This is a genomic window from Orenia sp., assembly GCF_055140805.1.
Map to the genome: position 1 here is coordinate 1 of NZ_JBSQYM010000099.1, position 11,076 is coordinate 11,076.

At 34.0% G+C, this 11,076-nt stretch carries 13 protein-coding genes and 1 riboswitch; all 13 genes read left to right on the forward strand.

Features of this window, described 5'->3' with window-relative positions; translation table 11 throughout:
* The first annotated feature begins 254 nt into the window (after positions 1 to 254).
* The 13 genes from ACTCDL_RS10370 to rsmI all read left to right on the forward strand — a co-directional run bounded on the left by ACTCDL_RS10370 (position 255) and on the right by rsmI (position 11,055).
* Positions 255 to 827 carry a 2-oxoacid:acceptor oxidoreductase family protein gene (locus tag ACTCDL_RS10370; RefSeq protein WP_463176398.1) on the forward strand — a complete coding sequence of 191 codons (573 nt, stop codon included), beginning with the start codon at positions 255 to 257 and terminating at the stop codon, positions 825 to 827.
* Positions 827 to 1,111, forward strand: coding sequence for a pyruvate synthase subunit PorD (gene porD, locus ACTCDL_RS10375; RefSeq protein WP_463176399.1), 285 nt, complete (start codon positions 827 to 829; stop codon positions 1,109 to 1,111). The genes ACTCDL_RS10370 and porD overlap by 1 nt, the downstream gene beginning before the upstream one ends.
* A gap of 210 nt (positions 1,112 to 1,321) precedes the next feature.
* Entirely contained in the window at positions 1,322 to 2,503 is a 1,182-nt protein-coding gene (porA, locus tag ACTCDL_RS10380) for a pyruvate ferredoxin oxidoreductase (protein ID WP_463176400.1), read from the forward strand.
* 12 nt (positions 2,504 to 2,515) lie between these two features.
* Complete coding sequence (locus ACTCDL_RS10385; protein WP_463176401.1) at positions 2,516 to 3,439, forward strand: thiamine pyrophosphate-dependent enzyme; 924 nt, start codon at positions 2,516 to 2,518, stop codon at positions 3,437 to 3,439.
* 87 nt (positions 3,440 to 3,526) lie between these two features.
* Positions 3,527 to 3,626, forward strand: a riboswitch (purine riboswitch).
* A 109-nt stretch (positions 3,627 to 3,735) separates the two neighbouring features.
* On the forward strand, positions 3,736 to 5,193 hold the full coding sequence (gene guaB / locus ACTCDL_RS10390; RefSeq protein WP_463176402.1) for an IMP dehydrogenase: 1,458 nt from the start codon (positions 3,736 to 3,738) through the stop codon (positions 5,191 to 5,193).
* A 648-nt stretch (positions 5,194 to 5,841) separates the two neighbouring features.
* The gene (gene tmk, locus ACTCDL_RS10395; protein WP_463176403.1) at positions 5,842 to 6,489 is read left to right on the forward strand and encodes a dTMP kinase; all 648 of its coding nucleotides are present in this window, start codon (positions 5,842 to 5,844) and stop codon (positions 6,487 to 6,489) included.
* Positions 6,476 to 6,916 carry a YaaR family protein gene (locus ACTCDL_RS10400; RefSeq protein ID WP_463176404.1) on the forward strand — a complete coding sequence of 147 codons (441 nt, stop codon included), beginning with the start codon at positions 6,476 to 6,478 and terminating at the stop codon, positions 6,914 to 6,916. Before tmk ends, ACTCDL_RS10400 begins: the two co-directional genes overlap by 14 nt.
* A 12-nt stretch (positions 6,917 to 6,928) precedes the next feature.
* Positions 6,929 to 7,948 (forward strand): DNA polymerase III subunit delta', encoded by a 1,020-nt coding sequence (gene holB, locus ACTCDL_RS10405; RefSeq protein WP_463176405.1) that lies wholly within the window; start codon positions 6,929 to 6,931, stop codon positions 7,946 to 7,948.
* Positions 7,920 to 8,726, forward strand: coding sequence for a PSP1 domain-containing protein (locus ACTCDL_RS10410; RefSeq protein WP_463176406.1), 807 nt, complete (start codon positions 7,920 to 7,922; stop codon positions 8,724 to 8,726). Before holB ends, ACTCDL_RS10410 begins: the two co-directional genes overlap by 29 nt.
* Positions 8,727 to 8,783: 57 nt before the next feature.
* A complete protein-coding gene (locus ACTCDL_RS10415) occupies positions 8,784 to 9,134 on the forward strand; it encodes an initiation-control protein YabA (RefSeq protein ID WP_463176407.1) in 351 nt (116 codons plus the stop codon).
* Positions 9,118 to 9,879 carry a tRNA1(Val) (adenine(37)-N6)-methyltransferase gene (locus ACTCDL_RS10420; protein ID WP_463176409.1) on the forward strand — a complete coding sequence of 254 codons (762 nt, stop codon included), beginning with the start codon at positions 9,118 to 9,120 and terminating at the stop codon, positions 9,877 to 9,879. The genes ACTCDL_RS10415 and ACTCDL_RS10420 overlap by 17 nt, the downstream gene beginning before the upstream one ends.
* Before the next feature lie 77 nt (positions 9,880 to 9,956).
* Entirely contained in the window at positions 9,957 to 10,211 is a 255-nt protein-coding gene (locus tag ACTCDL_RS10425; RefSeq protein WP_463176410.1) for a GIY-YIG nuclease family protein, read from the forward strand.
* A complete protein-coding gene (gene rsmI / locus ACTCDL_RS10430; RefSeq protein WP_463176411.1) occupies positions 10,204 to 11,055 on the forward strand; it encodes a 16S rRNA (cytidine(1402)-2'-O)-methyltransferase in 852 nt (283 codons plus the stop codon). Before ACTCDL_RS10425 ends, rsmI begins: the two co-directional genes overlap by 8 nt.
* Positions 11,056 to 11,076: the final 21 nt, after the last annotated feature.

Genomic DNA, 11,076 nt, shown 5'->3' on the forward strand with positions numbered 1-11,076 from the left:
AATAAAAGATGCTTTAGTCCTCTCTCCTAAGGTAGGAGAGAGTTAGAGTGAGGTATGAAAGGTTTTGATTTATTTCATTTTAGACTTGGATATCTATAAAAATATAAAATTCTTTAAATAAAATAATAATCTGGATAATCATTATAAAATAAACAAATATTATATATGAAGAGTATTAAAACCTATTCTATTACCTTAAAAAACAGATAGCATAATTTTAAGATTAATTTCCTAAAGTGAAAGGAGGAGAATATATGGCAAATTTAATAGAAATTCGTTGGCATGGGCGAGGTGGACAAGGTTCAAAAACAGCATCTATTTTGTTGGGAAAAGTTGCTGCTAAAACAGGAAAGAATATTCAAGCATTTCCCGAGTATGGTCCAGAGAGAATGGGCGCTCCAGTATTAGCTTATAATAGGATCAGTGATGAGCCAATCTTTGTCCACTGTCAAGTAACTGAACCTAGTATTGTAGTCGTCTTAGACCCAACCTTATTAGAAGTTGTAGATGTAACTGAGGGGGTTTCTGTAGATGGAACTATTATTGTGAATACAGAAGTGGAAACTGCTAAAATAAGAGAAAAGTTAGGATTTGAAGGTGGGGTTTATACAGTAGATGCTTATGGTATCTCAACTGAAGAAATTGGTGCTCCTTTTCCTAACACGCCAATGTTAGGTGCTTTAATTAAAGCTACCAACTTATTAGATTTTGAAGGGTTTGTAACTGAGGTAGAAAATGAATTTAAGAAGAAGTTTGCTCATAAGCCTGAAGTAATTGAAGGGAATATGAATTCAATGAAGCGGGCTTATCAGGAGGTGAAACAATAATGGTTAAACCAGGTGATGGGTATAAGGATATTCCTATTGGTGGATTGATTTTAGATGCTGGTAATGCAAAAGAATATAAGACAGGTGGATGGAGAACTAAGAAACCAGTGTTAGACAAAGAGAAATGTATTAATTGCCACTTATGCTGGGCCTTCTGTCCTGATATTTCTATCCTTTCTGAAGATGGAGTTGTCTCTGATCAAATAGATTATGATCATTGTAAGGGTTGCGGAATCTGTGCTAATGAATGTCCTGTAAATGCTATTGAAATGGTGAAAGAGTAAAGAACAGTGTACAATTTACAATGTATAATGAACAATTAAAGATCGGGTTAAAATAATAATTCAGAATAGCCCCAACTTCAATGAAAGTAATTTTTAACTTTATACCATTATGTTGAGTAGTTATATTATCTTTAATTATTCTATATTGATACTTTGATTTTACTTATCAATTGTTAATTGTAAATTATAACATCAAGGGGAGGTAATAAAGTGTCTAGTAAAGTTGCTTTGACTGGTAATGAAGCCTTAGCCCAAGCTATGCGACAGATAAATCCAGATGTTGTTGCTGCTTATCCGATTACTCCACAGACTGCAATGGTACAGACCTTCTCTCAATTTGTAGCCGATGGAGAGGTAGATACTGAATATGTTACTGTAGAGAGTGAACATAGTGCTATGAGTGCCACTGTAGGTGCTAGTGCTGCTGGATCTCGGGCTATGACAGCAACTGCTGCTAATGGATTAGCTTTAATGTGGGAGGTATTATACATAGCATCAGGTACAAGATTGCCAATTGTAATGCCAGTTGTGAATCGTGCTTTAAGTGGTCCAATCAACATCCACTGTGACCATAGTGATGCCATGGGTGCTCGCGATTCTGGATGGATTCAATTGTATGCTGAGAATGCTCAAGAAGCCTATGACAATGCTATCCAAGCTATTAGAATCTCTGAACACAAAGATGTACTATTACCTACAATGGTCAATTTAGATGGGTTTATCACAAGCCATGCAGTAGAAAGTTTGGAGATATTGGCAGATGAAGATGTTAAGGAGTTTGTAGGAGAATATGAACCAGAGAATTATCTGCTAAATTCAGAGCATCCAATCGCTATAGGTCCATTGGATTTGCAAGATTTTTATTTTGAACACAAGATGCAACAAGCTGTAGCAATGAGAAATACTAAACAGGTAATTTTAGATATTGCGCAAGAATATAAAAATTTAACTGGTAGAGAGTATGGATTTTTTGAATCATACAAATTAGATGATGCTGAAGTTGCGATTGTAGCCTTAAACTCTACTGCAGGAACAGCTAAAGCAGCTGTAAATAATTTGCGAGAAGCAGGGGTAAAGGCTGGTTTATTAAAGATTAGAGTCTATAGACCATTCCCTGCTGAAGAGGTGGCAGATGCTTTAAAAGATATCAAAGCTGTTGCTGTCTTAGACAGGGCAGAGAGTTTCTCCACAAATGGAGGTCCAGTATTTGCTGACATTAGAAGTGTCTTATATGATATAAAAGCTCATGTAGAGGTTGTTGACTATATCTATGGTTTAGGTGGTAGAGATATTAAGGTTGAAGAGATTGAGAGTATATTTAATGATTTACAAGAAATTATTGAAACTAGCCAAGTAAAGAATAGAATTACTCACTTTGGAGTACGAGAATAGGGGGTGGAGTAAATGAAGTTAAAAGAAGCTGCTAAGACAAGTGAAAGGTTTACAGGGGGACATAGATTATGCTCAGGTTGTGGTGCAGGAACAGTTAGTAATTTAATAATGAGAGCTAGTAAAAATCCAGCAGTAGTAGGGTGTGCAACAGGATGTTTAGAGGTTTCTAGCTCAATTTATCCTTATAGTGCATGGAAGGATTCTTTTATTCACAATGCTTTTGAAAATTCTGCAGCAACTGTTAGTGGAGTTGAAGCTGCTTATCGTTCTTTAAAGAAACAAGGAAAGATGGAAGAGGACTTTGACTTTATTGCCTTTGGTGGAGATGGAGGAACCTATGATATTGGATTTCAATCATTATCAGGTGCTATGGAACGGGGACATAATATGGTCTATGTCTGTTATGATAATGGTGCTTATATGAATACAGGGATTCAACGTTCTAGTGCTACACCTAAAGGTGCTAATACAACAACCTCTCCAGCGGGAAAGGTCATCCCTGGCAAGCAACAATATAGAAAAGAGTTAACTGATATTATGGTAGCTCATAACATACCTTATGTTGCTCAAATCTCTCCATTTAAACCACAGGAGTTGATGAAGGTAGCCCAAAAAGCATTTGAAACTAAAGGACCCGCCTTTTTGAATGTACTAGCTGCTTGCCCTCGGGGATGGAGAAGTAGAGCAGAAAAGGGGATAGAATTGACTAAGGTGGCAGCAGATACTTGTGTTTGGCCAATGTTTGAGATAGAGGAAGGTGAATGGAAGTTACTTTATAAGCCTAGAAAGAAGAAGCCAGTTGAGGAATGGTTGAGACAGCAAGGGAGATTTAAGCATTTATTTAAAAAAGGAAATGAGCATATAATTGAAGATATTCAACAGCATACCGATAAGAGGTGGAATTATATCTTAGAATGTTGTGGTGAAAGCCAATAAGATTAGGGGTCTGATTTATCAGACCTCTAATTTTATTTTCTACTTCTACTTGACATCTCAGTATAAAATTGATAAACTTAAAAAAATTAAAAACACATAGTAGAGTTTCGTATAAAATCGAGAATGGGCTCGAAAGTTTCTACCAGATGGCCGTAACTATCTGACTACGAATCATAGATTTGCAGATTATGCATATTTTGAGCCCTAAGTATATATCTATGCTTAGGGTTTTGTGTATTAACTAATGACTTTTAAAAGCAATTTATTATAGATAAACTATTAAAGGGGGAATAAATATGGAAGATAAGTTTGTTAAAGAGGGTTTGACTTTTGATGATGTTCTATTGATACCAGCTCATTCTAAAGTATTACCTAAGGAAGTAGATACTAGTACTAATTTAACTAAGAATATTAAGCTTAATATTCCTGTTTTAAGTGCAGCTATGGATACGGTAACAGAGGCTAATATGGCTATAGCTATGGCACGTCAAGGTGGACTTGGAATTATACACAAGAATATGCCTATTAAAGCACAGGCAGGGGAAGTAGATAAAGTTAAACGTTCTGAGAATGGTGTTATTGTTAATCCTTTCTACTTAAACCCTGATAACAAGGTCTATGAAGCAGAAGAATTGATGTCTAAATACCACATTTCAGGAGTACCGATTGTAGATAGTGAGAAAAAACTAGTAGGTATACTTACAAATAGAGATTTATTATTTGAAGAAGATTATGATCAAGAGATTAGTAATGTAATGACCAGTGAACATTTAGTAACTGCTTCAGTAGGAACGGATTTAGAGGCTGCTAAAGGAATTTTACAAAAGAATAAAATTGAGAAGTTACCATTAGTAGATGAGAATAATATTCTAAAAGGTTTAATTACTATTAAAGATATTCAAAAAGCTGAGGAATATCCTAATGCAGCTAAAGATAAGCAAGGTCGTCTATTATGTGGAGCTGCTGTAGGAATTGGTGAAGGAACTAAAGAGAGGATTGCAGCTTTAGTAGAAGCAGAAGTAGATGTGGTAATTATTGATACTGCTCATGGACATTCTCAAAAGGTAATCGATATGGTTAAAGAGGTTAAAGATAGATATCCAGAATTAAATATTATTTCAGGAAATGTAGCTACTGCTGAGGCTACTAAGGCTTTAATTGAGGCAGGAGCAGATGCTGTTAAAGTAGGAATAGGACCAGGGTCTATCTGTACAACAAGAGTAGTAGCGGGGGTAGGGGTACCACAGGTTACTGCTGTATATGATTGTGCAAAAGAAGCTAAAAAGTATGGAGTTCCTGTTATTGCTGATGGTGGAATTAAGTACTCTGGTGATGTAGTTAAGGCGTTAGTTGCTGGGGCTAGTACAGTCATGTTAGGTAGTGTCTTAGCAGGTACAGAAGAGGCTCCTGGAGAGAAGGTAATCTATAAAGGAAGAAGTTATAAGGTTTATCGTGGTATGGGGTCAATTGGTGCTATGAAGATGGGAAGTAAAGACCGTTACTTCCAAGAAGATGATAAGAAATTAGTACCAGAAGGTATTGAAGGGCGTATTCCTTATAAAGGGGAGTTAGCAGATACTATCTATCAAATGGTAGGTGGATTAAGAGCTGGAATGGGCTATTGTGGTGCTGCTACTGTCAACGATTTAATCGAGAAAGGTCAGTTTATTAAGATTACTTCTGCTGGATTAAGAGAGAGTCATCCTCATGATGTAACAATTACAAAAGAAGCTCCAAACTATAGTGTTGATTAATAGTAAAAGTCCTCAATTTGAGGGCTTTTTTTATTATTTTAAGATATATAAATTGAATTAAAGTTCTTCATATCAAAATCAATACCAAAAGAAAATTTAGACACAGATTTACACTGATAAATACAGATTGAAAATTAAATAAATTAAGTTTTTAAATCGGATTTTAATCAAATTTTAGTCTGTTTCAAAAAAGGTTTTGATTTATATCTTTTTTATGAAAATTATTAGTTCAACTTATATAGAAGAGAAAATTTATTATTAAATTTTTAAATTAGGATATACTTATTAGTATATATGTTTTGATTACCCAAATCACTTTTTAGCTAAGATAATGATTTTTAACTTTAGCTTATATAAAGAAAAAGCGACAATTTGGTTGTTAGGTAGATAGCTGGGTAGGGGTTAGGTAGTTGGGTTTAACCCACCCACCAAATATCGAAATTATTGCAATCTACCCATTAAGTTTCATTTTAAATTCACATACCTATAGCAAAATTTATCTACTGAATAAAATACTATTAATAGGTAATTTTCTGTGGTAATATGTTGTTAAAAGGTATAATATTATAATGGAATTATTAATATAAAGGAGTTTATTTGTCAGTCAAGAATAATAACAATAGTCACAAAAATATTGGAGGAAGTTCAATGAATGGATACTTTATCACATTAGAAGGAGTAGAAGGTTCTGGGAAATCAACTCAAGTTAAATTAATTAGAGAGTATCTAGAGAGTCTAGGATATGAAGTTGTTACTACTTTCGAACCTGGAGATACAGAAGTCGGTAAGGATATTAGAAGAATTTTACTCAGCCCAGATAATACTGAGTTGGTATCTAGGGCGGAGTTGTTATTATATGTTGCTGAGAGGGCTCAGCATGTTTTTCAATTAGTTAGGCCTTCTCTAGAAGAAGGAAAAATAGTTGTTAGTGATAGATATACAGATGCTACTTTGGCTTATCAAGGCTATGCAAGGGGATTAAATCAAAAGTTGATTGAAGAATTAAATTGTATAGCTACAGAAGGTTTAGAACCAGATTTAACCTTGCTTTTAGATATTGATCCTCAAATATCTTTGCAAAGAGCAAAGCAGGTAACTGCTGAATCTAATGATAAAGGAGATAGAATTGAAGCTGAGAAGACTTCTTTTCATCAGAGGGTAAGAAAGGGTTACTTAGATTTGGCTAATAGAAAAGAGAGGATAGAATTGATTGATGCTAAGCAATCAATTGATAGTATCTTTAATTCAATTAAAATCATACTTCAAAAGAGGTTGATAAAAGATGAAAATCGATAATAAATTAAAGAGTAATGTAAATACTGCTAGAGCTTCTGGAAGTCAGGTAACAAAAATTAATGGAAAAAAGACCGATTTTTTAGAAGAACTAACCAAAGTTCATGGTGTGCAGATTAAGGGTAAATTAGATGAACTATTAGAGATGATTGACCAACAAGGTGATCGTTTGAATAAGCATCGTACCTTTAGAGAGTTAATTAGATATAAGAAGATGGTCAAACAGTTTGTTAAGGAGACTGTAGGTCAGATGTATAATGTCCAAGAGGATTATAGTCCTATGCAAGGAAAAATTCACACGATAGTCAAGTCTGTAGATGAGTCTTTAGAGGATTTAACTAAGATGATTCTTGATGAACAAGCATCACAATTAGATATTTTGGGAAAGTTAGATGAGGTACGGGGGATGTTAGTAGACTTATATAGATAAGGGGAGTTTTTCATGTCTTTTAATCAAATAATGGGACAAGATTTAGCAAAAACTATATTAAAGAATGCACTAGCTCAACAAAGGCTAAGTCATGCTTATTTATTTATAGGTGAGGAAGGTTTAGGAAAAGATAGAACTGCCTTTGAATTTACTAAGGCGATTAACTGCCAAGAGAATGATAATGACTCTTGTGATTATTGTATATCCTGTAGAAAAGCCAATAATAAGAATCATCCAGATATTAAGGAGATTTATCCTGATGGAGCTTTTATTAAAATAGATCAAATTAGGAAGTTGCAACAAGAGATTTTATATAAACCCTATGAAAGTAAGAAGAAGGTCTATATTATTCATCAAGCCGATAAGATGAATACACAGGCTGCTAATAGCTTACTTAAGACTTTAGAAGAGCCTCCAAGTTATGCAATTATAATATTAATTACTAATAATTTAAATAAACTCTTACCTACTATTATATCTAGGTGTCAATTGATTAGATTTCAATTAGTTGCTGATAAGGTTATTAGAGGGAGTTTAATCAAAAATTATAATTTATCAGAAGAAGATGCAGAATTATTTACTACTTTAGCAGGTGGCAGGTATGAGATTGCTTTAGAGTGGGTAGAAAATATAGATAAGATAGAAGAAAGGAAAGACATACTTAAAATAGCTCATTCTTTAAAGGATTTGACTAGAATCGAGAGTTTTGAATTTGTACAGAAATTATTAGATGAACGAGATAAGCTTAATCTAATTTTAGATATAATTTTGACTTGGTACCGAGATTTATTAATGGTCAAGTTGGGTCAAAATAAGAGTTTAATTAATGTTGATTACTATGATAAGTTAAGAGATGAAGCTAAAGAGTGGAGAGTAGAAGGGATAGAAGGAATAATAAGCTTAATACAAGAAGCAAACAATGTTATTAATAATCTAAACGTTAACTTACAGTTAACCTTAGAAGTATTATTTCTAAGGTTGAATAAATTAAGGAGGAAGAATTATGCCAGAAGTAATAGGAGCTACATTTAAAAAAGCAGGTAAAATATATTACTTTAAGCCTAATGGCATTGAGTTGAATATAGGGGATAAAATTCTTGCCGAAACTGCTCGTGGTTTAGAATTAGGTGAGGTAATTATAGATTCTAAAGAACTGGATAAAGTTGCTTCTAAATCAGAGGTAAAAGCAATACAGAAGAAGGCTGATTCTAATGATATACAGCAAGCTAAGAGGAATGAAAAAGAAGCTGAAAAGGCTTTTGAAATCTGTGAAAAGAAGATAGCAGAACATAAATTACCAATGAAATTAATCGATTCAGAGTATACATTTGATAAAGGGAAATTATTATTTTACTTTACAGCTGATGGAAGGATTGACTTTAGAGAATTAGTTAAGGATTTGGCATCTATATTTAGAACAAGAATTGAGTTACGCCAAATAGGCGTTAGAGATGAAACTAAATTAATGGGTGGTATTGGTCAATGTGGTAGAAGTTTGTGTTGTAAGACCTTTTTAAGGGAATTTGATCCAATCACGATTAAGATGGCTAAAGATCAAGATTTATCACTAAATCCAGAGAAGATTTCTGGGATTTGTGGACGTTTAATGTGTTGTTTAAAGTATGAGTCTGATAATTATTTGGAGACTAAAGATGATTTACCTGATATAGGTGAAAAGATAGAGGTTGGAGAAGAGGTTGGTACAGTAACTGGATTGAATGTGGTTAAGGAGACTTTAACTGTGGAATTAAGTGATAAAGAGAGGATTGAAGTTTCTGCTGAGGATATTGAAGATAAAAAAGAGGATTAGTACTATAATATATAGAATATTGTGGAATAAGACTTTGGAGATATGGAGGTTGCAATAGTGGAAGAGATTATTAGTCTTTTGGCTCATTTTCAGGAAGAGTTACAGGTTTTGACTAATGATTTTCAGAAGATGAAGAATACAATCTATAATATATATAAAGAGAACGAGAAACTGAAAGAAGAGAATCAAAATTTAAAGAAGTTGCTTTTTACTAAAGAAGAGGAAGAAGAGCCTGATCAAGAGGGAGGAATGGGTTATGATAATTTAACCCGTTTATATAAAGAAGGTTTTCATGTCTGTCATCTTAATTTTGGAGAAGGTCGTGAGAGTGACTGTTTATTCTGTATGGGGCTCTTAGATAATAATTTGGATGAAGTGGAGGAAAAGGCTAGTGGTGAAGAGAGTTAATGTAAAGAAAACAGAGAGATTAGATGATTTATTAATTGATAATTTGAAATTAATTCAAAATCCTGATTACTTCTGTTTTTCACTGGATGCTGTTCTACTTGCTAATTTTGCTAGTCCCAAAAAGAATTCTAAGGTTTTAGATATAGGTACAGGCAGTGGGATTATCCCTCATTTAATGCAGGCTAAATATCAAATCGAGAAGATTTACGGTATTGATATTCAAGCAGAATTGATTGATATGGCCAAACGTAGTGCTAAATATAATGATATAGAAGATAAATTAGAGTTTATTAATGCTAATATCAAAAATGGCTTAGAAGTATTTAAAAGGGAAAGCTTTGATTATATCGTCAGTAATCCCCCTTATATGAAGGCCAAAAGTGGTAAGATTAATCTGGAGGATAAAGTAGCTATTGCCCGTCATGAGATAGAGTGTGACTTAGAAGATATTATTAAGATAAGTAGCCAATTACTTAAGTATCGAGGTAAGGTTGCTTATGTTTATAGAACTCAGCGATTAGCTGAGTTATTATCTTTGATGGACAAGTATAATTTAGCTGCTAAGAGGTTAAGATTGATTCATTCACAGATTGATAAAGAGGCTAAGTTATTTTTGGTAGAAGGTGTTAAAGGTGGAGGCGTTGGTCTAGATATTTTAGCTCCTTTAATTCTTAATGATGGAAATGGTAATTATACTCAAGAAGTAAAAAAGATTTACTTTCCAGAAGGGAGGAAAGGTAGTTGATAATTGATAGTTGATAGTAAAAAATTAATCTTTCATGAAACTATCAACTATACACTATAAATTATCAACTGTATAACATGTCTAATTATGTTTACATACTAGAGTGTGCTGATAATACTTTATATACTGGTTATACTAATAATTTAGAGAGAAGGATTAACCTACATAACTCTGGTAAGGGGGCCAAATACACGCGGGGTAGAACCCCTGTTAAGCTCCGTTATTTTGAAGAATACCAGACTAAGAGTGAAGCTATGAAGCGAGAATATGCTATTAAGCAGTTAAGAAGACAGGATAAGTTGAAATTAATAAAGGAGGATATAGATGAGTGAAGGAACTTTATATGTCTGTGGGACTCCAATTGGTAATTTAGATGATATTACCTTGCGTGCTTTAAATATATTAAAAGAAGTTGATTTAATTGCTGCTGAGGATACTCGACATACTAGAAAATTACTCAATCATTATCAGATTGAAGCCAAATTAACCAGTTATCATGAACATAATGAACTAGAGAAGAGTAAGGAGCTTTTAGAGAGATTAAGAGGCGGATTAGATGTTGCTTTGGTCTCTGATGCAGGGATGCCTGGAATATCTGATCCAGGATATAGGTTAATTTCCTTGCTTAGAAAAGAAGGGGTTAAGGTTGTTCCCATCCCTGGTCCTACAGCTATGACTACAGCCTTGGTCATTTCAGGCTTAGCAACAGATCGTTTTGCCTTTGAAGGTTTTTTACCTCGTAAGAAGAATGAGCGTAAAGGCTATTTAGAGAAATTAAAAGGTGAAGAAAGAACACTGATATTCTATGAAGCACCCCATCGTGTAAGCAAGACCTTAGCTGATATCTTAGAGGTATTGGGAGATAGGAAGATGGCTTTATGCAGAGAGTTGACTAAGAAGTTTGAAGAGACTATCACTGGCAAGGTCAGTGAATTGCTAGAGGAGTTTAAAGAGGATTCCCCTAGAGGTGAGATGGTCTTGGTCGTTGAAGGTGGAGTAATTGGGCAAGATGAAGAACTAGAGCAGTGGAGAGGTCTATCTATCTTAGAGCATCTAGAGGATCTAATGGCAGAGGGCCTGACTAAGAAGAAAGCTATTAAGGAAGTAGCTAAATTGCGTTCCTTACCCAAAAATGAAGTTTATCAGATTGCTACTAAGATAAAAGTTAATATATAAACGGAGAGGGAGGGCTGGGAG

Coding starts and splice junctions, on each gene's coding strand:
- holB (WP_463176405.1), top strand. CDS start 6,929: ATGTCTTTTAATCAAATAATGGGACAAGATTTAGCAAAAACTATATTA.
- ACTCDL_RS10425 (WP_463176410.1), top strand. CDS start 9,957: ATGTCTAATTATGTTTACATACTAGAGTGTGCTGATAATACTTTATAT.
- ACTCDL_RS10410 (WP_463176406.1), top strand. CDS start 7,920: ATGCCAGAAGTAATAGGAGCTACATTTAAAAAAGCAGGTAAAATATAT.
- tmk (WP_463176403.1), top strand. CDS start 5,842: ATGAATGGATACTTTATCACATTAGAAGGAGTAGAAGGTTCTGGGAAA.
- rsmI (WP_463176411.1), top strand. CDS start 10,204: ATGAGTGAAGGAACTTTATATGTCTGTGGGACTCCAATTGGTAATTTA.
- porD (WP_463176399.1), top strand. CDS start 827: ATGGTTAAACCAGGTGATGGGTATAAGGATATTCCTATTGGTGGATTG.
- ACTCDL_RS10400 (WP_463176404.1), top strand. CDS start 6,476: ATGAAAATCGATAATAAATTAAAGAGTAATGTAAATACTGCTAGAGCT.
- guaB (WP_463176402.1), top strand. CDS start 3,736: ATGGAAGATAAGTTTGTTAAAGAGGGTTTGACTTTTGATGATGTTCTA.
- ACTCDL_RS10385 (WP_463176401.1), top strand. CDS start 2,516: ATGAAGTTAAAAGAAGCTGCTAAGACAAGTGAAAGGTTTACAGGGGGA.
- ACTCDL_RS10370 (WP_463176398.1), top strand. CDS start 255: ATGGCAAATTTAATAGAAATTCGTTGGCATGGGCGAGGTGGACAAGGT.